General features: G+C 60.6%; 21 protein-coding genes. 10 read left to right on the top strand and 11 right to left on the bottom strand.

Annotated features, from left to right (window positions below; all coding sequences use genetic code 11):
- Positions 1–726 (bottom strand): UTRA domain-containing protein, encoded by a 726-nt coding sequence (locus KSS97_RS08305; RefSeq protein WP_030142353.1) that lies wholly within the window; start codon positions 724–726, stop codon positions 1–3.
- Between the two features lie 350 nt (positions 727–1076).
- On the opposite strand from KSS97_RS08305, the gene KSS97_RS08300 reads away from it, so the two are divergent.
- The 6 genes from KSS97_RS08300 (at position 1077) to KSS97_RS08275 (ending at position 6434) form a co-directional block, all read left to right on the top strand.
- Positions 1077–2144 carry an ABC transporter substrate-binding protein gene (locus KSS97_RS08300; protein ID WP_198798091.1) on the top strand — a complete coding sequence of 356 codons (1068 nt, stop codon included), beginning with the start codon at positions 1077–1079 and terminating at the stop codon, positions 2142–2144.
- 180 nt (positions 2145–2324) lie between these two features.
- Complete coding sequence (locus KSS97_RS08295; protein ID WP_217861444.1) at positions 2325–3131, top strand: alkaline phosphatase family protein; 807 nt, start codon at positions 2325–2327, stop codon at positions 3129–3131.
- 5 nt (positions 3132–3136) lie between these two features.
- Positions 3137–3973, top strand: a complete 837-nt coding sequence (locus tag KSS97_RS08290) for an ABC transporter permease (RefSeq protein WP_217861974.1) — start codon at positions 3137–3139, stop codon at positions 3971–3973.
- Positions 3960–4760 carry an ABC transporter permease gene (locus tag KSS97_RS08285; protein ID WP_030142357.1) on the top strand — a complete coding sequence of 267 codons (801 nt, stop codon included), beginning with the start codon at positions 3960–3962 and terminating at the stop codon, positions 4758–4760. The genes KSS97_RS08290 and KSS97_RS08285 overlap by 14 nt, the downstream gene beginning before the upstream one ends.
- A complete protein-coding gene (locus KSS97_RS08280; RefSeq protein ID WP_030142358.1) occupies positions 4757–5746 on the top strand; it encodes an ABC transporter ATP-binding protein in 990 nt (329 codons plus the stop codon). The genes KSS97_RS08285 and KSS97_RS08280 overlap by 4 nt, the downstream gene beginning before the upstream one ends.
- Positions 5747–5780: 34 nt before the next feature.
- Positions 5781–6434, top strand: a complete 654-nt coding sequence (locus KSS97_RS08275) for an HAD family hydrolase (RefSeq protein ID WP_217861443.1) — start codon at positions 5781–5783, stop codon at positions 6432–6434.
- A gap of 216 nt (positions 6435–6650) precedes the next feature.
- Here the strand turns inward: KSS97_RS08275 and KSS97_RS08270 are convergent, their stop codons facing one another.
- From KSS97_RS08270 to KSS97_RS08260, 3 genes are all read right to left on the bottom strand, one after another.
- The gene (locus KSS97_RS08270; RefSeq protein ID WP_217861442.1) at positions 6651–7439 is read right to left on the bottom strand and encodes a DUF2182 domain-containing protein; all 789 of its coding nucleotides are present in this window, start codon (positions 7437–7439) and stop codon (positions 6651–6653) included.
- A 2-nt stretch (positions 7440–7441) separates the two neighbouring features.
- Positions 7442–8077, bottom strand: a complete 636-nt coding sequence (locus tag KSS97_RS08265; RefSeq protein WP_030142361.1) for a DUF1326 domain-containing protein — start codon at positions 8075–8077, stop codon at positions 7442–7444.
- A 232-nt stretch (positions 8078–8309) separates the two neighbouring features.
- A complete protein-coding gene (locus KSS97_RS08260) occupies positions 8310–9272 on the bottom strand; it encodes a zinc-binding dehydrogenase (protein WP_217861441.1) in 963 nt (320 codons plus the stop codon).
- A gap of 139 nt (positions 9273–9411) precedes the next feature.
- On the opposite strand from KSS97_RS08260, the gene KSS97_RS08255 reads away from it, so the two are divergent.
- Both KSS97_RS08255 and KSS97_RS08250 read left to right on the top strand, forming a co-directional pair.
- Positions 9412–11490, top strand: a complete 2079-nt coding sequence (locus KSS97_RS08255) for a carboxy terminal-processing peptidase (protein WP_217861973.1) — start codon at positions 9412–9414, stop codon at positions 11488–11490.
- Between the two features lie 130 nt (positions 11491–11620).
- Positions 11621–13408 carry a bifunctional diguanylate cyclase/phosphodiesterase gene (locus KSS97_RS08250; RefSeq protein WP_030142364.1) on the top strand — a complete coding sequence of 596 codons (1788 nt, stop codon included), beginning with the start codon at positions 11621–11623 and terminating at the stop codon, positions 13406–13408.
- 202 nt (positions 13409–13610) lie between these two features.
- On the opposite strand, the gene KSS97_RS08245 is transcribed toward KSS97_RS08250, so the two are convergent.
- From KSS97_RS08245 to bamJ, 7 genes are all read right to left on the bottom strand, one after another.
- A complete protein-coding gene (locus KSS97_RS08245; protein WP_198798094.1) occupies positions 13611–13916 on the bottom strand; it encodes a hypothetical protein in 306 nt (101 codons plus the stop codon).
- 3 nt (positions 13917–13919) lie between these two features.
- Entirely contained in the window at positions 13920–18566 is a 4647-nt protein-coding gene (locus tag KSS97_RS08240; RefSeq protein ID WP_217861440.1) for an RHS repeat-associated core domain-containing protein, read from the bottom strand.
- A 213-nt stretch (positions 18567–18779) separates the two neighbouring features.
- A complete protein-coding gene (locus tag KSS97_RS08235) occupies positions 18780–19181 on the bottom strand; it encodes an SEL1-like repeat protein (protein WP_030142013.1) in 402 nt (133 codons plus the stop codon).
- The gene (locus KSS97_RS08230) at positions 19182–19553 is read right to left on the bottom strand and encodes a hypothetical protein (protein WP_003179080.1); all 372 of its coding nucleotides are present in this window, start codon (positions 19551–19553) and stop codon (positions 19182–19184) included.
- The gene (locus KSS97_RS08225; protein WP_030142014.1) at positions 19550–19891 is read right to left on the bottom strand and encodes a helix-turn-helix domain-containing protein; all 342 of its coding nucleotides are present in this window, start codon (positions 19889–19891) and stop codon (positions 19550–19552) included. The genes KSS97_RS08230 and KSS97_RS08225 overlap by 4 nt, the downstream gene beginning before the upstream one ends.
- A 114-nt stretch (positions 19892–20005) precedes the next feature.
- Positions 20006–20461, bottom strand: coding sequence for a YkvA family protein (locus tag KSS97_RS08220; protein WP_217861439.1), 456 nt, complete (start codon positions 20459–20461; stop codon positions 20006–20008).
- A 294-nt stretch (positions 20462–20755) separates the two neighbouring features.
- Positions 20756–21469 carry a BamJ family beta-barrel-assembly machinery protein gene (gene bamJ, locus KSS97_RS08215; RefSeq protein WP_030142016.1) on the bottom strand — a complete coding sequence of 238 codons (714 nt, stop codon included), beginning with the start codon at positions 21467–21469 and terminating at the stop codon, positions 20756–20758.
- A gap of 269 nt (positions 21470–21738) precedes the next feature.
- On the opposite strand from bamJ, the gene KSS97_RS08210 reads away from it, so the two are divergent.
- Complete coding sequence (locus tag KSS97_RS08210) at positions 21739–23544, top strand: di-heme-cytochrome C peroxidase (protein WP_217861438.1); 1806 nt, start codon at positions 21739–21741, stop codon at positions 23542–23544.
- Between the two features lie 31 nt (positions 23545–23575).
- On the top strand, positions 23576–24712 hold the full coding sequence (locus tag KSS97_RS08205) for a catalase family protein (protein WP_217861437.1): 1137 nt from the start codon (positions 23576–23578) through the stop codon (positions 24710–24712).
- Positions 24713–24794 lie beyond the last annotated feature (82 nt).

Here is a 24794-nt window from a genome sequence, read left to right as displayed (position 1 = left end):
TCAGGCGGGTTGCTCCGGCACGTCCACGCCCACGTGAATCGCGTCGTGCCGCCAGAATTCCAGGTCGCAATCGATCAGCCGTTGATGCTGGTCATAGTTGACCCGCGCAATCCGAAGCCCGGGGCTGCCGACCGATACTTTCAGTGCCGCTGCCGCTTCCGGCTGTAGCGACGTAGGCACGATCTCGAATTTCACCCGGCCATAATGCAGGTCGTAATGGCGGGCATACAGCTCGGTCATCGACTGGTTGAGGTCAAAGTCGAGGATGCCCGGGAAATACGCCGGATTCAGGTAGTGCTCGACGTACAGCACCAATCGCTCATCGATGCGCCGGGTGCGACAGATCTGGATGACGCTGGACAGCGCCGGCAATTGCAGCCAGGCACAGACCGCCGCCGAAGCGGGTTGCAGGCGGGCCGAGATCACCTGGGTCGAAGGCACTCGGCCCTGGGCAGCGACCATCGCGTGGAAATGGCTACGCTGCATCAGGTTGTAGGCCAGCCTTGGTGGCGAGACAAACCAGCCCCTGCGCTCTTCCCGATAAATCTGTCCCTGGGCTTCAAGCTGCAACAAAGCCTCACGCACGGTGATCCGGGTGGTCCCGAACAACTCGCTCAACTTGCGCTCGGCCGGCAACTTGCTGCCCGGCGCCAGCAAGCCGTGGTCAAGCTGCTCCTGCAGGACCTGCCCGATGGTTGTCACCGCTTTGGTTGTTTCAACGCGCATCAACGTTACCTATCTGGACTAGACCAGCACTGTTTCGGGGCAGGATTCGATGCTGCATCGATCCACGTCTCATGCCTGCAAGCCTAGGCACTGTGCATGACTGATAGATGACACAACCGCCGAACGGTCAACACATGCGCTTGCAAATAAACGGCCAAGGCCTTGCAGATCAGGCGGTTACTCATGGTCTACGCTTATCCCACAGCGACCCTCCGTGAGCCCGACGATTGCTGGCGAACGTCCCACCGACATCAAAATGTCATGGGACCCGCCTACATTGGCTCAGGTATTGCTGACCTAGACCAACACAACCGCAATCGCAGCGTTGAAAACGCCCATAGGAGCTTCGGATGAAACAGCTTTTCCTGGCATCACTGTTAGGCTCGACCATTGCCATGTGCACCGCCGCCATGGCCGCTGATACCGATCTGAAAACGTTGGAAGCCGCTGCGAAAGCGGAAGGCGCCGTGAACAGCGTCGGCATGCCCGATGACTGGGCAAACTGGAAAGGCACCTGGGAAGACCTGGCCAAGAACTACGGTTTGAAGCACATCGACACCGACATGAGCTCGGCCCAGGAAATCGCCAAGTTCGCCGCTGAAAAAGACAACGCCAGCGCCGACATCGGCGACGTCGGCGCCGCTTTCGGCCCGATCGCGGTCAAGCAAGGCGTGGTCCAGCCTTACAAACCGAGCACTTGGGAACAAGTGCCGGATTGGGCCAAGGACAAGGATGGCAACTGGGCCCTGGCCTACACCGGCACCATCGCATTCATCGTCAACAAGAAACTGCTGCACGGTTCCGAAGTGCCGACCAAATGGGCCGACCTGAAATCGGGTAAATATAAAGTCTCGATTGGTGACGTGAGCACCGCGGCCCAGGCTGCCAACGGCGTACTGGCCGCAGCCCTGGCCAACGGCGGCAACGAGAAGAACATCGAGCCAGCGCTGTTGATGTTCGCTGACATCGCCAAGCAAGGGCGCCTGTCCATGGCCAACCCGACCATCGCGACCATGGAAAAAGGTGAAGTCGAGGTCGGCGTGGTCTGGGACTTCAACGGCCTGAGCTACAAGGCCAAGATGGCCAACCCGGATGACTACGTGGTACTGATCCCATCCGACGGCTCGGTGATCTCCGGCTACACCACCATCATCAACAAATACGCCAAGCACCCGAACGCCGCCAAGCTGACCCGCGAATACATCTTCAGCGACGCTGGCCAGATCAACCTCGCCAAGGGCAACGCCCGCCCGATCCGCGCCGAGCACCTGAAGCTGCCGGAAGAGGTCAAGGCCAAGCTGCTGCCGAACGAGCAGTACAAGGGCGTGACCCCGATCAAGGATGCGGATGCGTGGGAGAAGACCTCCAAGGCACTGCCGCAGAAGTGGAACGAAGAAGTCATCGTCGAGATGAAGTGAGGCGCTAGCTCCCGCTCCCGGATCACCGCTGATCTATTGTGGGAGCGAGCTTGCTCACGATGAGGGAGTATCAGTCGACATGAGTATTGGCTGACACACCGCAATCGCGAGCAAGCTCGCTCCCACATTGGGCGCTTGGTGAACCGGTTTTTTTGGTTCTTGTCCGGAGTCCCGGTCCCCATGAAGCACAACGTCATCCTGGTGGTGCTCGACGGCCTCAATTACGAGGTCGCCCGGCACGCCATGGGACATTTGCAGGCGTATGTCGGCGCAGGACGCGCGGCGCTCTACAAACTGGAATGTGAACTGCCCGCCCTGTCCCGCCCGCTCTACGAATGCATCCTTACCGGCGTCGTGCCCATCGACAGCGGGATCGTGCACAATAATGTCTCGCGCCTCTCGAACCAGCGCAGCATTTTCCATTACGCCACCGAGGCCGGCCTGGGTACGGCAGCCGCTGCCTATCATTGGGTCAGTGAGCTCTACAACGTTTCACCCTTCGTCGCCGGTCGTGATCGTCACACCGAAAACCCCGACCTGCCGATTCAGTACGGGCATTTCTACTGGAATGACCACTACCCCGATTCCCATCTGTTCGCCGACGCCGAGCACCTGCGCCAGCGCTACTCGCCGAACTTCCTGCTGGTGCATCCGATGAACATCGATGACGCCGGGCACAAACATGGCCTCGATACGCCGCAATACCGCAACAGCGCCCGCTCGGCCGATATCAACCTGGCGGTCTACCTGCAAGCCTGGCTCGACGCCGGTTATCAGGTGCTGGTGACGTCTGACCATGGCATGAACAACGACCGCTCCCACAACGGCCTACTGGCGGAAGAACGGGAAGTGCCGCTGTTTGTCCTCGGGGATGGTTTCAGCCTGGACGCCAACGCTGCCCCTCGGCAGACCGAGTTGTGCGGCACGATTTGCCAATTGCTCGGCATCGCCCACGACAAACCCTATTGCCAGGAGTTGCTCAAGTGAACGCCATGACGCGCGGCAAATGGCTGGCAGCGTTGTGCCTGGTGCCCTTCGCGATTTTCTTCATCGTGTTCCAGATCGCCCCGCTGTTGTGGGTGCTGGTCAACAGCCTGGAGTCAGAAGAATTCGGCTGGGGCCTGGCCAATTTCAGCAAGATCTTCAGTTCGAAGTTTTACCGGCAGGCGATCCAGCACAGCCTGGAAATCAGCTTCTGGTCCAGCGTGTTCGGCATCGTCATCGCCGTGCTCGGCAGCTATTCCCTGCGCCGCGTCGACTCGCGCCTGCGCAACTTCGTCAACGCCTTCGCAAACATGACCAGCAACTTCGCCGGCGTGCCCCTGGCTTTCGCCTTCATCATCCTGCTGGGGTTCAACGGCAGCATCACGATCATGCTCAAGCAGGCGGGGATCATCGAGGATTTCAACCTGTATTCGAAAACCGGGCTGATCATTCTCTACACCTATTTCCAGATTCCCCTGGGGGTGCTGCTGCTCTACCCGGCCTTTGACGCGCTGCGTGAAGACTGGCGCGAGTCCGCCTCCCTGCTCGGCGCCAGCGGCTGGCAGTTCTGGCGGCACATCGGCTTGCCGGTGCTGACCCCGGCGCTGCTGGGCACGTTCGTGATCCTGCTGGCCAACGCCCTCGGCGCCTACGCGACGGTTTATGCGCTGACCACCGGCAACTTCAACGTGTTGCCGATACGCATCGCGGCCATGGTCTCCGGCGACATCTCCCTGGATCCGAACATGGCCAGTGCATTGGCCGTGGTGCTGGTGGCGTTGATGACCCTGGTAACCATCGTCCATCAACTGCTGCTCAAGAGGAGCTACCATGTCTCGCGCTGAATCGGGCCCCGCCGGGCTCTATCATCGGGCAGTGGTTTACCTGCTATTCGCCATTTTGCTGCTGCCCCTGGCCGGCACGCTGATTTACTCCATCGCCAGCAGTTGGTCGGCCACCGTGCTGCCCAGCGGCTTCACCTTCAAATGGTATGTGCAGTTGTGGAGCGATCCGCGTTTTCTCCATGCCTTCGGCCAATCCCTGATTGTCTGTGTGGGGGCGCTGGTGCTGTCGGTGGTGCTGATCCTGCCGTTGCTGTTCGTGGTGCATTACCACTTTCCCAAGCTCGATGCGCTGATGAACATTCTCATCCTGCTGCCCTTCGCGGTGCCGCCAGTGGTGTCGTCAGTGGGACTGTTGCAACTTTATGGTTCCGGGCCGCTGGCGATGGTCGGCACGCCGTGGATCCTGATCGGCTGTTACTTCACCGTTGCCCTGCCGTTCATGTACCGGGCGATCACCAACAATCTGCAAGCCATCAACCTGCGCGACCTGATGGACGCCGCGCAACTGCTCGGCGCCAGCACCTTCCAGGCTGCGTTGCTGGTGGTGCTGCCAAACCTGCGCAAGGGCCTGATGGTGGCGCTGCTGCTGTCCTTCTCGTTCCTGTTTGGCGAGTTCGTGTTTGCCAACATCCTCGTCGGCACCCGCTATGAAACGTTGCAGGTGTACCTGAACAACATGCGCAACAGCAGCGGTCACTTCACCAGTGCGCTGGTGATTTCCTACTTTTTCTTCGTACTGGTCCTGACCTGGGCGGCCAACATCTTGAACAAGGACAAAAGCCAATGAGCTACGTCAGCGTCCAACACCTGCAAAAAAGCTACGCCGGCACGCCGGTGTTCAGCGACATCAACTGTGAAATCCACAAGGGCGAATTCGTCACCCTTCTCGGCCCTTCCGGTTGCGGCAAGTCCACGTTGTTGCGCTGCATTGCCGGCCTGACGGCGGTGGATGACGGCAAGATCCTGCTGGACGGCCAGGACATCGTCCCCTTGAGCCCGCAAAAACGCGGGATCGGCATGGTCTTCCAGAGCTACGCCCTGTTCCCCAACATGACCGTGGAGCAGAACGTCGCCTTTGGCCTGCGCATGCAAAAGGTCGACGCCTCGGACAGCCGCCAGCGGGTGCTGGAGATCCTGCGCCTGGTGGAGCTGCACGACTTTGCCGCGCGCTACCCCCATCAACTTTCCGGAGGCCAATGCCAGCGCGTGGCCCTGGCCCGCTCCCTGGTGACCCGGCCCCGCCTGTTGTTGCTGGACGAGCCGCTGTCGGCCCTCGATGCACGGATTCGCAAGCACCTGCGCGAACAGATCCGACAGATCCAGCGCGAATTGGGCCTGACCACGATCTTTGTCACACACGATCAGGAAGAAGCCCTGACCATGTCTGACCGGATTTTCCTGATGAACCAGGGAAAGATCGTACAGAGCGGCGATGCCGAGACCCTCTACACGGCACCAGTCGATGTGTTTGCCGCCGGTTTCATTGGCAACTACAACCTGCTGGACGCCGACAGCGCCACCAAACTGCTGCAACGCCCGGTGAACGGTCGCATCGCGATTCGCCCGGAAGCCATCGAACTGAGTCGCAACGGCGAACCCGATGCGCTGATCCGCAGCCACAGCCTGCTGGGCAACGTGATCCGCTACCGGGTCGAGGCCCGTGGCGTGGAACTGGTGGTGGATGTGCTCAATCGCTCGGCCGCCGACCTGCATCCTGACGGTGCCCGGTTGGCACTTTCCATCGATCCGTCGGCCCTGTGTGAGGTAGCCTGACGGCCTTGTTGATTTTGAGAAGGAAAACGCGCTGATGGCCCTGGCAATTTTTGATCTGGACGAAACCCTGATCCACGGCGACTGCGCCACCCTCTGGAGCGAACAGATGGGACGCCTGGGCTGGGTCGATCCGGAGTCGTTCATGCGGCGCAACAACGAGCTGATGGACGCCTACAGCCACGGCAAGCTGCGCATGGAAGAGTACATGGACTTCAGCCTGGAGCCGATGATCGGCCGCACGCCGGAAGAAATCGAACACCTCGTCGCGCCGTGGGTGGAGGATTTCATCGAGCCGATCATCTTCAGCGACGCCACCAAGACCATCGCCGAACACCGCAAGGCCGGCGACCGGATCCTGGTGATCTCGGCGTCGGGCACGCACCTGGTCAAGCCGATTGCCGAACGCCTGGGCATCGATGAGATCCTGGCGATCGAGCTTGAAGTTGCCCACGGGGTGTACAGCGGCAAGACCGTGGGCACCCTGACCTACCGCGAAGGCAAGATCACCCGGTTGCTGGATTGGCTGGATGCCGAAGAGGAGAACCTTGAAGGCGCGAGCTTCTACTCCGATTCGCGCAACGACTTGCCATTGCTGCTGCGGGTGGATTACCCGCATGTGGTGAACCCGGACCAGGTTTTGAAGGCCCATGCTGAATTGGCTGGGTGGCCAATCCACAGCTGGAAATAACCCCCGGACGAGAAAAACGCTCCGGTCCCCGTGGCGAGGGAGCTTGCTCCCGCTCGGCTGCGAAGCAGTCGTAAAACCGGCTGACGCGGTCTACCTGGATAGTTGCGCCGTCCCGATTGGGGCGGCTGCGCCACCCAGCGGGAGCAAGCTCCCTCGCCACGGGGGCGATCCAAGCCTGCGAATACAAGACCTGTGCGAGCTTGCTCGCCCACAGGTTCAACCCAGCAGCAGCCAAAAACTCCAGCCGATCAACAACACACCACAGATACGACTGAGCCAGAGCCCCTGGGGCAGGTTTTTCTCCAGCAGGATGAAGGCCCCGATCACTGCCACCCAGAACAGGTTCATCACGCCGACTACGAACAGCAGCCCCATCAGCGCCCAACAGCAGCCCAGGCAATAAGCGCCATGGGCCAGGCCCATGCGCCAGCCGCCGAGCACGTCGGGGCGCCAGTAGCTGAGAAGAAAATGCAACGGCCCGCGACAATGTTCGAGGCAGGCCGCCTTGCTGGGCAGCCACTGATAGACACCCGCGACCAGCAGGAGGCCAGCGCCCAACGCAGTACTGCTGCTGCGCATCGCCGGACTGAGCAAGGCCAGTTGTTCGAGAGCCCATTGCAGCGCCGTGGCGCCCAAGGCGAAGCCGACCCAGACCAGGCCATAGGCGCTGCAGAACAGCAGCAAGGCCAAGTGTCGCTTCGGTGACGGCATGCGCTTGCGCAGCATCTGCTGGTAGATCAGCAACATGGGCAGTGCGCTGGGCAGCATCATGCCCAGCATCATCACCCCCCACATGGCGAACATCAGCAGCGCATCGGCCGGGCTCCAGGGCATGACCATACCGGCCATTGCCGCATCAGCCATGCCACCCGGCGCGCTCATGTCGCGGGCCATGCGCAGCAGCATGAGCCAGGCCAGGGCGGTCAGCGCGAGCAGGCAGAACACCAATAACCACTGCTCGCCAGTCAGTCGCCTGCCCTGGGTCACTGCCTGAGGTGCTTCCATCGCTACGGCTCTATGCCGTGACCGGTAAAGTGCACGTGCGCGAGGTGGCTGTGGCTGCCCTGGGATTGCAGCTTGAGGGCTGAATGCGTCTGGTAGCTGCCGCTGGCGACTTCGGCCTCATGGAACTCGAAGCCCTCGGGCAGGGACAGGCGGACGCGATGAGGCGAGCCGTCGATCGGGCTGCGGATCGGCTCGCCGCTGGCCTGCAGCACGCCTGGAATGTCCAGGTGCGCCAGGCGCTGGTCGACATCGATGGACAGGGTGATGGGCACGAATTGTGGTTCGAACGCCTCACTCATGGTGCTGCTGAACACCTGGAACACGTTGGCCCCGGGGTCGCTCTCCAGGCCAGAGAGGATAGTCAGCAGGGCTTGGCGTTGCGCCTCGTCGGCGCGTTCATCGATGAACACCTGGCAACTGCCTTTGCCCTCATGGATAGCGCCCGGCCAAGCGAAGGTGGCGGCCCAGCACAAGCCGTCCAACGTGACTTGCTCGAAATACCCGCGTTCCACCCGCATCGACGCCACTGCCTGGCAGTGGCCATGGGTCGGTGGCGCATTGAATTGGCACGGGCAGCCCCAATTGCAGTTGCAGGCTATGAACTCGACGCCCTGCATGCGCCATTCGGCGATGGCCATGATCACTCTCTTCACCTGGCGGTGAAATAAAAGCTGCGGTTACCCCATCCCCTCATTGATTAACGCTAGCAGGGCGCGCGCATCGGATACGGGCTGCCGACCAAAGGTCAGCGTGCCGGAGTCGCCCTTGCCTCCTGTGTGGGAGCTTGCTCGCGATGGCGGTCGAGCATTCAACAGCCTTGTTGACTGTCACGCCGCTATCGCGAGCAAGCTCGCTCCCACAGGATCTGCATCAGCTCAAGCTTTCATCGACCACCAGCACCAACTTCCCGGACACCGTGTTCGTCGCCAGTTCCGCAAACGCCGCTTCGGCATCGGTGACCGCAAACGTCCGGGCCAACTGAGGGCTCAAGCGTTTATCAGCGAACAACGGCCATACCTGCTGCCCCAGTTCGCTGATCAGATCGGCCTTGAATTGATCGTTGCGACTGCGCAGGGTCGAGCCGAGCAATTGGATGCGCTTGCCCAGCACCTGGGCCAAGTCGAGTTCGGTCGTGCGGCCGCCCATGAGGCCGATCAATACCCAGCGGCCGTCAACTGACAAAAGTTTCACGTTGAGGCTGGCGTAGTTCGCGCCGACCGGATCGAGGATCACATCGAACGGCGCGAAGTCGTTCAGGCTGTTGATATCGTCGGTGCGCACCACGCCGCCCTGGGCCCCCAACGCCTCGCAATAGGCCAGCCGATCCGCCGAACCGACGCTCACCCAGCATGGGTTGCCAAACGCCTTGCAGAGCTGGATTGCCGCCGAGCCGACGCCACTGGCACCGGCGTGCAGCAGCACTTTTTCACCCGGCCGCAACCCGGCAAGCTGGAACAGGTTCAGCCACGCGGTGCCGTAGACCTCAGGCAGCGCGGCCGCTTCAGCCATCGACAGGCCTTCAGGTACCGGCAGCACGTGGCGGCCGTCGACCACCACTTCTTCGGCCATCCCACCGCCCGCCAACAGGGCGCAGACGCGGTCGCCGACCTGCCAGGAAGAGCCAGGCCCGACTTCGCTGACCACCCCGGAACACTCGAGCCCCAGCACCTGGCTGGCGCCCGGAGGCGGTGGATAATGCCCGGCTTTCTGCAATAAATCGGCCCGGTTCAGGCCGGCGGCCGCCACACGGATGCGAACTTGCCCCGCATCGCAGGCCGGACTCGGCTCATCTGCCCATACCACTTGACCTTCAACGCCTTGCAATGCTTTCACGGTGCCTCCATAGTGAGTCTCGACTGGGCCCGCTGCTTCAACGCCGGGCTTTCTTGCATTATGCGCCCGGGCCACATGGAACCGGCGACTTCAAAGACGGCCTAATATGCGTTATCAATTGTCCCTGCGTCGAATCAGCATGAAGCACTTGTTCCCCAGTACTGCACTTGCCCTTTTCATTGGCCTCGGCGTTTCGACGCTTTCGAGCAATACGTTTGCGGCCAACAGCTGGGACAAGCTTCAGCCCGATCGCGACGAGGTGATCGCCAGCCTCAACGTCGTCGAGCTGCTCAAGCGCCATCACTACAGCAAGCCGCCGCTCGATGACGCACGCTCGGTCATCATCTATGACAGCTACCTGAAGCTGCTTGATCCGTCGCGCAGTTATTTCCTGGCCAGCGACATTGCCGAATTCGACAAGTGGAAGACCCAGTTCGACGACTTCCTCAAGAGCGGCGACCTGAACGCCGGCTTCGTCATCTACAAGCGCTACCTGGATCGCGTCAAGGCGCGCCTGGACTACGCCCTGGCGGAGTTGAACAAGGGCGTCGACAAGATCGATTTCAATGCCAAGGAAACCTTGCTGGTCGACCGCAAGGATGCGCCTTGGCTCAAAAGCACGGCCGAACTCGACGACCTCTGGCGCAAACGCGTCAAGGACGAAGTGCTGCGCATGAAGATCGCCGGCAAGGATTCCAAGCAGATCCAGGAAACCCTGACCAAGCGCTACAAGAACCAATTGGCGCGCCTGGACCAGACCCGCGCCGAGGACGTCTTCCAGGCCTACATCAACACCTTCGCGATGTCCTACGACCCGCACACCAATTATCTGTCGCCGGATAACGCGGAAAATTTCGACATCAACATGAGCCTGTCCCTCGAAGGGATTGGCGCGGTACTGCAGAGCGACAACGACCAGGTCAAGATCGTGCGCCTGGTGCCAGCTGGCCCGGCAGACAAGACCAAGCAGGTCGGCCCGGCAGACAAGATCATCGGTGTCGCCCAGGGCAGCAAGGAAATGGTCGACGTGGTCGGCTGGCGCCTGGACGAAGTGGTCAAGCTGATCCGTGGCCCGAAAGGCTCGGTGGTTCGCCTGGAAGTCATTCCGGCCAGCAATGCGCCGAACGACCAGACCAGTAAAGTCGTGTCCATCACCCGTGAAGCGGTGAAGCTGGAAGAACAGGCCGCGAAAAAGTCGGTCCTCAACCTCAAGCAGGACGGCAAGGACTACAAGCTCGGCATCATCGAGATCCCGGCGTTCTACCTCGACTTCAAGGCCTTCCGCGCCGGGGATCCGGACTACAAGAGCACCACCCGCGACGTGAAGAAACTGCTGACCGAATTGCAGAAGGAAAAAGTCGACGGCGTCGTGATCGACCTGCGCAACAACGGCGGCGGCTCCTTGCAGGAAGCCACCGAGCTGACCAGCCTGTTCATCGACAAAGGCCCGACCGTGCTGGTGCGTAACGCCGATGGCCGGGTGGATGTGCTGGAAGATGAAAATCCGGGCGCGTTCTACAAGGGGCCGATGGCCTTGCTGGTCAATCGCCTGTCGGCCTCGGCCTCGGAGATTTTTGCCGGCGCCATGCAGGACTATCACCGCGCGCTGATCATCGGCGGCCAGACCTTCGGCAAAGGCACCGTGCAAACCATCCAGCCGCTGAACCACGGCGAACTGAAGCTGACCCTGGCGAAGTTCTACCGGGTCTCCGGCCAGAGCACCCAGCACCAGGGCGTGCTGCCTGACATCGATTACCCGTCGATCATCGACACCAAGGAAATCGGTGAAAGCGCCTTGCCCGAGGCCATGCCGTGGGACACCATCCGACCCGCGATCAAGCCGGCCGTGGATCCGTTCAAGCCGTACCTGGCCCAGCTGAAATCCGAGCATGACGCCCGCACGGCCCAGGACGCGGAGTTTGTGTTCATTCGCGACAAGCTGGCCTTGGCGCAAAAGCTGATGACCGAGAAAACCGTCAGCCTCAACGAAGCCGATCGCCGGGCGCAGCATGCCGACATCGAGGCCAAGCAACTGGCGATGGAAAACCTGCGTCGCAAGGCCAAGGGCGAAGAGCCGCTCAAAGAGCTGAAGAAAGAAGACGAAGACCTCATCACCGAACCGGAAAAGACCAAGCCGGAGGACGATGCCTACCTGAGCGAAACCGGGCGGATCCTGTTGGATTACCTGAAACTCAACACGGCGCTCGCCAAGCACTGAGATGATGGCCATTTAATGGTGACGCTCGTCGGAGTGTCATCAAACTGACATCAGTCTGTCGTGAAATACAGGACCGGGTGCACCCCAGCAGGGGTTGCGCCCAGTCCTTTTTTTATCGCCAGAGATCGCCATGACCACGATAGAACAGCTGAGTGCCTTGAGCTCAATCCTGACTCAAAGCGGTTTGCACAGTCTGTTCCAGCCGATCATCTGCCTTTCCGAGCGACGTATCGTTGGCTACGAAGCCCTGACACGCGGCCCGTCCAACAGCCCGCTGCACTCCCCCATCGCATTACTGTCCGTGGCCCGCCAGGCCGGACGGCTCACCGAATTGGAACTGGCCTGCCGACGCAGTGCCTGCCAGCGCTTCAATGAGCAAAAGCTACCGGGCAAATTGTTCCTCAACGTGTCGCCCGAATCCTTGCTCGAAGCGGCGCACCAGACCGGTCGTACCTTGCAGCTCTTGCAAGATTTCGGCATTTCGCCCAGCCAGGTCGTCATCGAGCTGACCGAACAAACCCCGATCGATGATTTCCAGCTCCTGCAAACCGCCTTGCATCACTATCGGGCCATGGGTTTTTCGATTGCCTTGGATGACCTCGGCGCCGGTTATTCGAGCTTGCGGCTCTGGTCGGAACTGCGGCCGGATTATGTGAAGATCGACCGCCACTTCATCGACGGCATTCACCAGGACGCGCTCAAGCGCGAGTTCGTCGGTTCGATCCTGAAGATTGCCCAGGCCTCACGGGCCCAGGTGATCGCCGAAGGGATCGAACTGCCGGAAGAACTGGCCGTGTTGATCGAGATGGGCGTCGATCTGGTCCAGGGCTACCTGCTCGCCCGGCCCCAGGAATACCCATCCCACGACGCCAAGGCGCTGATGCCTCGCTCAGACAGCGGCACGACGCCACTGGGCGACGAAGTCAACGACCTTGGCGCATTGCTCAACGAACAACCGGCAGTGACCCACAACACACCGACGGCGGCAGTCCTGGACGCGTTCCGCCGCCAGGCCAACCTCAACTCCCTGGCGGTACTGGATGACCGTGGCCAACCGTGCGGCATCGTCCATCGCCATTCACTTTCGGACGCCCTGCTCAAACCCTTCGCCACCGACCTGTTCGCGCGCAAACCCATCAGCCGCCTGATGAGCGACGACTTCCTCGCGGTGGAACTCAACCAGTCCCTGCAGCAAGTCAGCCGGCTCATTACCAGCCGCGCCCGGCAACGCATCGAAGAAGATTTCATCATCACCCTCAACGGCAACTACATGGGATTGGGCCGGGTCATCGACGTGCTCAAACTCATCACGGAGCTGAAAATCCAGCAAGCCCGCTACGCCAACCCCCTGACCTTGCTGCCCGGTAACGTGCCGATCCAGCAATGCCTGACCCGCCTGTTGCAGCAACGGCAGGAATCGGTGATCTGCTACGTCGACATCGACAGCTTCAAACCTTTCAACGACATCTATGGCTATGGCCGCGGCGACGAAGTCCTACTCTGCCTGGCGCAATGCCTGAACGAACGCATCGACCCCAGCCGCGACTTCGTCGGCCACATCGGCGGCGACGACTTCCTGCTGGTCCTCGGCCCGGATGACTGGCGCAAACGCCTGACCCAACTCCTCAACGACTTCCAAACCCACTGCCGCCGCTTCTACCGCCCCGAACATCTCGAGGCTGGATGTTTTACCGCGCTGAACCGCCAGGGAGTGCGGCAGGAGTTTGCGTTGCTGTCGCTGTCGATTGGGGTGGTGCACCTGCGTTCCGAGGCCTGCGGAGAGCTGGATGCCAGCCAGTTGGCGGAGATGGCTTCACAGGCGAAGCATCATGCCAAGGAGATTGTGGGCGGGAGTGTGTACTTGATTAATGGTGCGATCGAGCAGGCACCGGTCCTGGAGTTGGGGCTGTCGGTGTGAAAGTGGGTTGCCTTCACCCCAACGGAATGGCAGCTACAAATCCTGTGGCGAGGGAGCTTGCTCCCGCTGGGCTGCGTAGCAGCCCCGTTGGCCGAGTAGCCTGTGTCAGGCTTTTAGCTGATCCGTTGTGGGAGCGAGCCTGCTCGCGAAAGCGGTTTAGCAGGCAGCATCAACTCAAATCATCTGACCCTATTGCCAAGTCCTACTTTTTTAGTTTATTTAGCGCGTTCGTTAGTACTTCTTCCAGCTCCGCCCAGTTCTTTGCGTATTCACAGTGTATTGGAGTATCCCAGTTAGATTCTGATATCAGAACGACTCTAAAGTGGCCATCCTTACAAAATTCCGGGTACCAACCGATATCTAAAATTTGATCCAAGGGGAAGCTGACTTGAAACAGGTCCTCTTTCAGGTCATCTATAAGCAGCGTTGGCTCCGCTGTTTGGTTTAAATGCGAAATATCATCAAATGTTATTTTTCCGCCAAGCTCGTTTATTTTCTGAGTGTTCATCAATTACTTCTTCTTGGTGAATTTTTTAAACGATTCTTCGGATATCGGGTGCCCGTGTATTGTGCGGGCGCTCAATTCAACTCTCATATATCGAGTTTCTTTGCCGTCGTTTGCTCCGACCGTTCGTCCCAGATCCATAATTTTCCATGGCTTCCCATTATTAACACTTTGTCCGTTTGCAAAAACATAACGCTCCAGTGCTTCAATATCAGTACCCGGTAAATATCTGGCAGCACCACCGTTGGCAGTAGATTTTACAACGGCGGGCCAAGGCGCTTTTGGAGAAACATGCTTATTACCGTGATTTGTCCATTCGACATCTGGAAGCTTGGGTGTACCTTCGTTGACACTCGTTTTGTGTCCAGGAGCTTGATCGCCCTGTTCAGGAGTGCATTTACCTTTTCCTGGACAATCCTCCAACCCCAACGGATCCACCCACCCCGTCGGGTTCAGGGTGTACCGATACCCGTTGAGCCCGCCCTTGAGCTTGCTCGGATCCAGCGTCAGATACCGTCCCGTCTCCGGATTGTAGTACCGGTGCCGGTTGTAGTGCAGGCCGCTTTCCTGGTCGTGGTATTGGCCTTGGAAGCGCAGCGGTTGTTCCAGGCGCTTGCCGTTGCCGTGCTTTAGCTCGGTGAGTTTGCCGTAGCCGTTGTAGCGCGCGGCCCAGACGATTTCGCCTTGGTGGCTGGTCAGTTCCTGCGGTGTGCCGAGGTGGTCGTTGTGGTAGTGGAACGGCGTGGCGTTGTCCGGGCCCTCGCCTTCGAGCAGGGCCAATGGGCGGAAGGTGCCGGGTTCGTAGACGTAGCTTTGGTAGTGGCGGTCGCTGCTTTCGGCGATGACTTGCTCGCCTTGCCAGATGAATTCCGTGGCCTGGCCGGCCACGGTCTTTTCGATGCGTCGGCCGAAGGCGTCGTAGCGGTAGGACGTTTCGTTGCCGTCCGGGCTGGTGACGCCGATGAGGCGGTGTTGGCTGTCGTAGCGGTAGTGCGTGACGAGGCATTGGGCTTTGCCGCGGCGTTCGCGGATGAGGTTGCCGTAGGCGTCGTAGTCGTAGTGGCGGTCGCCCTCCATGAGCAGGCGGTTGGCCTTGAGGGTGGTCGGGCCGGGGCGGTCTTGCAACAAGAGGTTGCCGGCCGGGTCGTGGGCGAAGCGTTCGGGGCCTTGGCTGTGGGCATGGTCGATGCGGACCAGGCGATCTTGCGGGTCGTATTGGTAGCTGCGACGGTTTCGCTTGTCAGAAAGTGCGGCGAGGTTGCCGTTGGCGCTGTAGGAGTAATCGCGCCAGAACAATTGGTGCTGCTGGGTCTGCCACACGGTTTGGGCTTTGAGGCGACCTTGTTCGTCGTAGCGGTAGTCGCTGAGCAGCAGGCCCTGCTGGCGTTGGGTTTCGCGGCCGCCCTTGAAACGGTGTTCGGTCAGGCAGGTGCCGTTGAGGTCGATGGCGATCAGCGCGCCGCCGCGGGCGTGGCGGTAGTCGAGGGTGCTGCGGTCGGGCAGTCGGCAGTGGATCAAACGACCGACGCTGTCATAGCGATAGCGCAGAGTGGCCCAGCCCTGGTGTTCGGCGACTAAACGGTCTTGGGCGTCGTACTCGTAGGCCAGCGGCCAATGGCCGTCGTCGACGCTGACCAAACGTCCAAGGGCGTCGTAGCGGTAATCGACCGCTGTGCCGTCGGGCAGGGTCTTGCGCAGCAGGCGCCCAGCGCTGTCGCGTTGGTAGGCGGTGATGCGCTGACTGCCATCGGCGCCAAACTCGGTCTTTTCCAGCAGGTGACCGTTGAGGTCGTAGGCATAACCGGTGCGCTGGCCGTCGAAACCGGTTTCCTGTCGGATCAGTCCGTTGGGCGTGTAGTCCAGCCGATAGTGTTCGCCGGATTCGTTCTCGATTTCCGTCAGCAACAGCCGCGCCGAATCGTAGCGATATTTCAGCTCGCTGCCGTCGGGGTTGAGGCGACGGCTGATCAGGTGCAAATCGTCGGCGTATTCGTAGCGGGTGGTGCGCCCCAGTTCGTCCCGCTCGGCGATGACCTTGCCGTAGGCGTTGTAGCGCCAGGCGCGGGTTGCGCCATCGGGCAAAGTGGTTTGCAGCAAGCGGCCCACGGGGTCCCATTGGTAATGGGTGATGGCGCCGTGTTCGTCCTGGCGGGTCAGCAAATGCCCTTGGGCGTCGTAGGAAAAACACCGCTGGCTACCGTCGGGCAGGGTTTCTTCCGTCAACTGGCCCAGGCGGTTGCGCACAAAATAATGGGCGCTGGCGTCCGGGTAGCTGATGGTTTTCAGTTGCCCTTGGCCGTCGTAGTGATACCAGGTGCTTTGGCCGTCCGGGTCGATGGCCTCGATGACATCGCCGTGGTCGTTGCGGCGGTAGGTCCACACGGCTTTGCCGCGCTGCCGGGTGTGCAGGAAACCGTTGCGGTATTCGTAGGACGTGGGCTCGTCTTCAGGCGGAATCAGCGCCACCAGCCGTCCGACTTCGTCATAACGGTATTCGGTGACGGCGCCGAGCGGGTCTTGCTCGGCGATCAGCCGGCCCTGTTCGTCATAAGCCTTGAGGTGTTCGCCGCCGGCGGGGTCGACCTGGCGCACCAGTCGCGCGCGGTCGTCATGGACGTAGACTTCCTGGCTGCCATCGAGGTTGTGAACGGTGACGCTGCCGTCCTCGCTCCAGGTGTAGCGGCTGTCCATCTGCGCGAACGACGCCCAGTGCCGCACGCAGCGCGCCGCTGGACCGGAGCCCTGCCACTCCCAGTAAAAACTCGCGCCGCCGGCCAGTTGCCGCTGGAGGATGACGTGCTGGTCGTCGTAGTCGTAGCGCTCGCTTTCGCCAGCCGCATTGGTCGCTTCGATGAGTCGGAAACGGCCGTCGTAGCGGTAGGAAACCAGCGTTTGTTCAGTGCGCCAACTTTCGTCGCGGGTCGGCGCCGGGTGAAAACTCTGGTAGTCGATGGCGACCAGGTGGCGATGTTCGTAGCGCAAGCGCAGGCAGCGTCCAGCGCCGTTGTCCAGCCGGCTGATGTCGCCGTAGATGTTGCGCTGGACGGTCAGGCGGTTGTCGTACCGATCGCTCAGGGCGATCAGACAACCGTCGCGAAAATGTAGGAAAGGGGCGTCTTCGCCGGGCTGGGCGATGATCAGTTCGTCCGGCTCATTGCTCAGGTAGATCGCCGCGCGGGCCAGGCTGTTGTGGATGGCCGGGCGTTGCAGGCTGGGCCGGGGAAAGGTGGTGCGACGGTTTTCCTGGTCGAGCCAGATGACCTGCTCGCCTTCGATCAGCAGGCGATGGGCCAGGGCATGGCTCCACCCGCGGCCGAGGCCGATGTCCAGCTCGGCGGCGCTGGTGCGATAGAGGCGGGTGAAGGTAAACGGCAAGCGTCCGTCGAGGATGCCGTCGTCCAAGGTCAGCAGTTCTTCGCCGGTGACCATCGACACCGGGCAGCCGTGGGTGCGGGTCTGGGCGGCGCTGTCGGCCGGGTCGCCGTTGGGGTTTGTCGATTGGGTGGGGACGTCGTCGTGGTGTTCCTGCTTTTTCAGCGTGGTGTTGCGCTGCGCGTCCCAGCGCAACTGCATCCGTCCCTTCTTGACACCAACGGCGATGCCTCGCGCCGCCACGGTTTTATAACGGTCGACGTAGCCCATGAAGCCGTTCACCAGCGCGAAAATGGCGCTGATAAAACGCTTCACCGCGTCCAACAGCCGTGCGCCGTACCGGAACAAGCGCATCGTCAAATAGGCAATGCCCGCCCCCACACCGACAAAGGTCAGCACCACGCCGATCAGCAGATCAATCGCCAATTGCACAACCATCGTGGCGACTGCCGCCGCTGTCCCGCCCGCTAATTCGCTGGGTGGCAGCATCTCCAGCCAAAGCATGGCGGTTCGCACCAGCAGGCAGAGCGCCGCTTCGTCACTGACGAGTAGCTGTAGCTTCGCCATGACCTGTGGTGCCGACTTGGCAAGCTTGACCAAATCGTCCGCACTGCTGCCCAACCGGTCGCCAAATTGGCTGGGATCCTTGAGGATGTCCGACAGCAAACCGATGCTGTCCCACACGCCTTCGATCGCCGCCCAACCGCCAGCGAGCAAGCCATTGCCCACCGCTGCCGCCGAAGTCGCCAACGACTGCTGGGCCCACTGCGGCTTGAAACCCTGCCACTCGCCGCGCAGCCAGTCCGTCAGATCGGAGCTCAAGCCGTCGTAGGAAGAAAACAGATCATCAATTTGCTTGGGGGATACGTCGCCTTGGACGTGAACCCGATAGGACCGCCCCGCCTCGCCCTTGAAAGTCCCGATACCCTGGGCGTCAAGCGTGACTGGAGTGACTTCGCCCGTGTCCACCGACACCACATCGACCACGATGTCGCCCAGCGGGATGTCATACACAGACTCGAGCTTGCTCTCGATCGTCATGCTCCCGCCTTGCGGGCACTGGGCGACGGAAGAGAGAAAATCCTTGTCTTCGATACTGACAGCGGTAATGCCGTCGCCGAAACGAATCAGCCGCTCCATACCCATCAGTGAAGGCAGGTCGGTTGCTTGGCTGGCCCGGTCCGCAGCCCGGCTGTACCAACTTTTGAGCTGCTCGCGGTAGAGAGGGAGGGTGTCCTTGAAGTCGTCGAGTGCCTCCTCGATGCGGCGCACCTGATCCATCAGGACGGGGCTCGGCCATGAGGCAGCAGGAAAAAACGGTCGGACATGGAGGAGCATCTCGCGAGAAATCGGGAAGCGCGAGACTTTGCCGGGGACGGCAGGAAAAATAAGTCAGATAAGGAGACGCAGCTCGTAGGATCGTTCTTTAATTGGCCCTACAGGACCGGCCCACAAGACGGGGAACAACACTGGCCAGACAGCCTGTGGATAACGCTACGGATTCTGGTCGTCGAGCCCCTTGAGCTTGATGTCGGCCAATGGGTGCCCAGCCTTTGCCGCCAGGGTCCACCAACGCGCCGCTTCGGCCGGATCGGGCGCCTTGGTGGTGGAGCCAGCAAGGCTGATGACACCCACTTGATAGGCGGCCTTGCCATCACCGGCCAATGCAGCCAATCGCAGCAGACGAACGCCCTCTTCCCTGGCGCCGAGGCCTTGGCCGCGAAACGTCAGGATATGGCCATAAAAGCTTTGAGCACTGACGTCGCCCAGGTTCGCCATGCGGGCAAATTGACCTTCGAGCCAGGCCCACCCGCGTGGCTGCCGAACGAACCATGACCAATGAAACAACCGGCGCGCGAGCCAATAACCGGCCCGGGCCTTGATACGCCAGAGCATTCAGGCCTCCGCCGATTCGGGGTACTCGTATTCGAACACGCGGACCACTTCCGAAGCATGCCAGGACGCGGCGGCCACACCGTCGGAGGGGCCGGAAAAACGCCCAAGACGTTCAACGCACTCGAAGAAGCCCGTACGTGGCAGTCGGCTGGCACCCTGGCTGATGACCAGCGAACTGCGCAGCGGTTGCTCGGCCCGCGCATCCAGCGCCGCCAGATGTTCAAGCGCCGCGGTCAACGTCTGCATGGCCGGGCTGGGAAGTTGCAAGCGCTCCAGCAAGGCGCGGTATGTCAATAAATGGCGCTGGCGACGCGCCTGGTCCAACTCACCCAACAACCCGTCCCAATGTTGCCGACTGATCCGTACACTCACGATTCATCCCTCCAACCCGGCACCGTCAGTTCCCAGGCCAGACTGCGCTTGATCGCGGCGTCGGGCTGACGCTCACCGCTTTCGATCATGGCCAGATAAGACGGGCTGATGCCTACCGTGCGGGCCAGCGCCTCGATGGCGATGCCCTTCCCTTCGCGCAGACTGCGCAGTTGATCCAGGCCGGGGAGATCCTGGCCGGGTGCCGCCGCATGCGAGACGCTTGCCTCACGCGACGGAGCTTGATTGATGCCGGCTGCCTTCAATAACGACTGGTACTGATCCCACGGTAAAACCGCGTACTCGGGCTCTCCGTCGCGTGTGATTATTTGAATATCCATGAACACCCCGTAGGACAACAACACTTTGCGAGTCAGCTTTTTTCCTAGGAAGTGTAATCCTAAATAGCAGCCAAGGTCGCGGGGCGATGAAGTTCTGAAGGGAAACGGACTGAATCAGGTCTTTTTTGGACCTTGGAGCTGCAGCTGTTCCGGGGTGTCGGGGAGTCTTTCGACCAGCGCGAGTTTCTCGGGGGATTGGCAGTCACGCCACGCACGGAACGCACTCAGCTCGTCGTCGAGGGTTTTCATGATCCACGCCAGCACGGCGATATCGTCAAACATGCCAAACATGGGCAGCAAGTCCGGAATCGCATCCAGGGGACTGAGGAAGTACATGAGCCCCGCCACCACCGAGAGCAACGACTTGGCGCTCACCGCCCGGTATTCGCCACGCCAGTAGGCCAGGCACAGCGCCTGCAACAAGCGCAGGTCGTCCTTGAGCTTGCCCAGTCGACCGCCTTCCCGGGCACCCTTGCTGGCAACGGCAAACAGCAACGTCGGCAATCTGCCGCGGGCCAGCAGCCGTCCCGCCAAGGGCAGGAATCGCGTGAAATTCCACGGCGCCTTCATTTTTTCTCCCGCTGAAATGTTATCCACACAAATTGTGGATAACCTTGTGAACAGAGCTGCGTTTCACCGCTGAAGCCCCCGTTTTATAAGGGCCCGGCTTAGATCGGGCGTTTTTTACTCACATAAAAAAACCTAATATTTCATTGACTTGATGGGTCGACTGCGTCTAGCACAGCGCCCGTATTGCCTATGACTATGGCCTGCGCCGGGCGTTCGGTTTTTTTCATCATCTACCGAAAGCCGAATGCAACAACGCCCCGCATAAGCGAGGCGTTGTCTTTATAGCAGACGCGATTACTTGGCTGCGTCTTCTTTTGCCGGATCCTTGATAGCCAACAGTTCCAGGTCAAACACCAGGACCGAGTTGGCAGGAATGGCCGGGCTCGGGCTCTGGGCGCCGTAGGCCAGGTCACTCGGGATGTACAGCTTGTATTTCTCGCCGACGTGCATCAGTTGCAGACCTTCAACCCAACCCGGAATCACGCCGCTAACCGGCAGGTCAATCGGGCTGCCACGCTCAACGGAGCTGTCAAATACGGTGCCGTTGGTCAGCTTGCCGGTGTAGTGAACGGTCACTACGTCGGTTGGCTTAGGCTGTGCGCCGTCGGCTTTCTTGACCACTTCGTACTGCAAGCCGGAAGCGGTGGTGGTCACGCCGGCCTTCTTGCCGTTTTCCTCGAGGAATTTCTTGCCGGCAGCTGCCGACTCTTCGCTCATCTTGGCCATGCGCTCTTCGGCACGCTTTTGCAGTGCGGCAAAGGCCTCGACCAATTCTTCGTCTTTCAGCTTCTGTTCTTTCTTGCCGACGGCATCTTCGATGCCCTGGGCAACCGCTTTGGAGTCCAGGTCATCCATACCTTCCTGAGCCAGGCTCTTGCCCATGTTCAGGCCAATACCGTAGGAAGCTTTCTGCGCCGGGGTTTTCAGCTCTACGCTGGTCTGCGAGTCGCAACCCGCGAGTACCAGGCCAACCAGGGCTACCGCCGCCGCCAACCGATGCTGTTTCATGCTATTTCCTTGTTCATGCGCCTAAAGGGCAATCGAGTAAAGCCGCGAGCTTATCAGGCGGCCACGACCAATGGCTACCGGCATGTGAGCCGCAAACCGATGATAAGTTCAGGTCGGCAAACGCTTTTTAATCCCAGGAAGATGAAGCATCTGTCATCGATTTCGTACAGAGACGGATTGCCGCCCCCCTGCAGCCCAAGGGTAATGGCCACTTGCCGGCCAGGCGGCACTGAGGCATAAGGACATATCAAAAAAACAAGGACGTTACCGTGCGCCTCCTCTCTCGCCTCCTCTTGCTGATCCTCGCATTGCTCATCATGATCGTGGCCGTAGTGCTTTATTACGTCGCCAACCCACGCCTGCCGGCCTACACGCCTGTCGAACAGGTGCACTACCTTGACCAATGGAGCGCCAGCGAGCGCCAGACTTACTATTTCACGCCCCAGGGCACCCAGGTCAAAGGCCTGCGTTACGACTGGTTCACCGCGCTTGAACTGCCGTTTTCGCAGCAGCGCTTCGCGTCGCCGGAGTACCTGGCGCGCTTCGGTTTCCTGGTCGATCCGGCGCAAAAAGCCACGCCGGACAATCCCGGCAACTTGCCGGTAGGCTTCACACGACACCAGAACGCGGGCAGCAGCGAGCAATATCTGGACATCACTTGCGCCGCCTGCCACACCGGCGAACTGCACTTCAAGGGCCAGGCGATACGGATCGATGGCGGTTCCGCCCAACACGTCCTGCCGTCGACCGTTCCGACATTACGCGGGGGCAGTTTCGGACAGGCCATGGTCGCCAGTCTCGCCTCGACCTACTACAACCCATGGAAATTCGAACGTTTCGCCCGCCAAGTGCTGGGCAAGGACTATGACGCCCGCCACGAAGCGTTGCGCAAGGCATTCAAGGTTTCCCTGGACACTTTCCTGCGCACGGCCTGGAATGACACGCACCGCGGCCTCTACCCCACCCAGGAAGGCCCGGGTCGTACCGACGCCTTTGGCCGTATCGCCAATGCCAGTTTCGGCGATGCCATTTCGGCGGAAAACTACCGGGTCGCCAACGCACCGGTGGATTACCCTCAGTTGTGGGAAATCTGGACCTTCGACTGGGTACAGTGGAACGGTTCGGCCCAGCAACCGATGGCCCGTAACGTCGGCGAGGCGTTGGGGGTCGGTGCCACCTTGAATTTCTTCGATGCCCAGGGCAAACCGTTGCAAGGTGAAGCGCGCTACCCCTCCAGCGTACGCGTGCGGGACCTGAACAAGATCGAAGAAACCTTGCAGTTGCTCAAGCCTCCCGCATGGCCGGAAGCGCTGCTGGGCTCGATCGACAAGCCCTTGGCCGCCAAGGGCCGGGCACTTTTCGCCGAGAACTGCGCCGGTTGCCACGTTCCTAAAGTCGTACAAGGACCTGACAGGCCAGTCCAGCAACTGCACATGCTGCCGGTGCAAGTGATCGGCACCGATCCCGGCACGGCTAACAATATCGCCGACCATCGCTTCAACCTGACCAGCCTGCAGTGGGACCCGGCCGAGCTGGCCAAACTCGACGTGCAACTGCACCCCACCCCGACGGAACCGTTGGATCTGAGCCAGGTATCGGTCGCCAAGGGCCTGGCCTACGTCACTGCATTCGTCGAAAACCGCGCCTATCGCGATGCCGGCGTCACCCCCGTCGAGCGCCCGGCCCTGGATGGTTTCGGGCTGCCCATCGGCGTTCGTGAATTGCGCGCCTACAAAGCGCGACCACTGGCGGGCGTCTGGGCCACGCCACCCTTCCTGCATAACGGCTCGGTTCCGACGATCTATCAATTGCTGTCGCCGCAGGATGAACGGGCGACCACCTTCTATAAAGGCACCTTCGAATACGATCCGCGACATCTGGGCTATCGCACCGAAGCCTTTGCCAACGGCTTCCTCTTCGACACCAAGATCACCGGCAATCACAACAGCGGTCATGAATTCCGCGCTGGCGAACGAGGCAACGGCGTCATCGGGCGCTTGCTGCAACCGCAGGAACGCTGGGCCTTGCTGGAATATCTGAAGGTGCTTGGCGGGCCGCTGGAGGCGCAACTGTAATGATGAACCTCATAAGTAAAAGGATGTTGGCATGTTGATCACGCTCTGGCTGCGCCTCGGCGCCTTTTTGGGCAAGACGCTCCTGTGGCTGCTGGGTTTCGGGCTCCTCGGCTGGGCCTTGGCCACAGCCTGGTTTGCATGGCAGCACAGCGGGCCGGTCCCGGACCAGGAACAGATACCGCCCGGCGAAAGCGCCATGACCCAGGACATCATCCAGACCGCGATCCGCATCGTTGATCAGCACCGCGAAGGCACGCGTTACCTGCGCGACGCCCATGCCAAGGCCCACGGTTGCGTCATGGCCGAAGTCCAGGTGCCCAGTGACTTGCCTACGCCGTTGCGCCAGGGTGTATTCGCCGAACCGGGCAAGACCTGGCAAGCGACGATCCGCCTCTCCAACGGCAACGCCTATCCACAATTCGACAGCCTGCGCGATGCCCGAGGGATGGCCATCAAGTTGTTGGACGTGCCTGGCAGGCAACTGCTGGCCGATCGGCAATCCAAGGGTGAGCAGGATTTCGTGATGTTCAATCATCCGAATTTCTTTGTCAGCGATGTCGCCGAGTACCGTCAGAATGTGGCCGCTCAGGCTGACGGAAAGAAGGTAATGGCGTTCTTTCCGAGCCTCGACCCACGCACCTGGCAGATCCGACATTTATTCATCGCCCTGGCGACACTTTCGCCACCGCCGGCCAGCCCGACCCAGACCACTTACTTCTCGGTATCGCCTTACAAATTCGGCGAGGCCAATGCCAAGTTTCGCGTCGCACCGGACCCGGACAGCTGTCCGGGCTACACCTTGCCGCCGCAGAACCAGGATCTGCCGAACTTCTTGCGTAGCGCGCTGAATCAGCAGTTATCCACCGATCGCGTGCCGGCCTGTTTTGTCTTGCAGATCCAGCGCCAGGATCCGAACAAGTACATGCCGATCGAAGACACCAGTATCGAATGGAAAGAAAGCGATGCACCGTTCGAGACGGTGGCGCGGATCAAGGTACCGGCCCAGGACTTCGATACGCCCAAGCTGAACCTGGCGTGTGATAACCAGTCGTTCAACCCGTGGTTCGGTATCGAGGCCCATCGTCCGATTGGCGGTATCAACCGTTTGCGCAAGGCGGTTTATGAGGCGGTCAGCGATTACCGTCATAGCCGCAATGCCGAGCAGTAGGACAGAGGCAAAAAGACAGGCAACAAAAAGCCCGCTCAAATAAGCGGGCTTTTTGTTGGCAACCTGGCGTTCAGTATTCCAA

This window comes from Pseudomonas alvandae, assembly GCF_019141525.1.
Lineage (GTDB): Bacteria > Pseudomonadota > Gammaproteobacteria > Pseudomonadales > Pseudomonadaceae > Aquipseudomonas > Aquipseudomonas alvandae.
The sequence above is the reverse complement of the archived record's forward strand: the minus strand, read 5'-3'. Positions and strand labels throughout refer to the sequence as shown.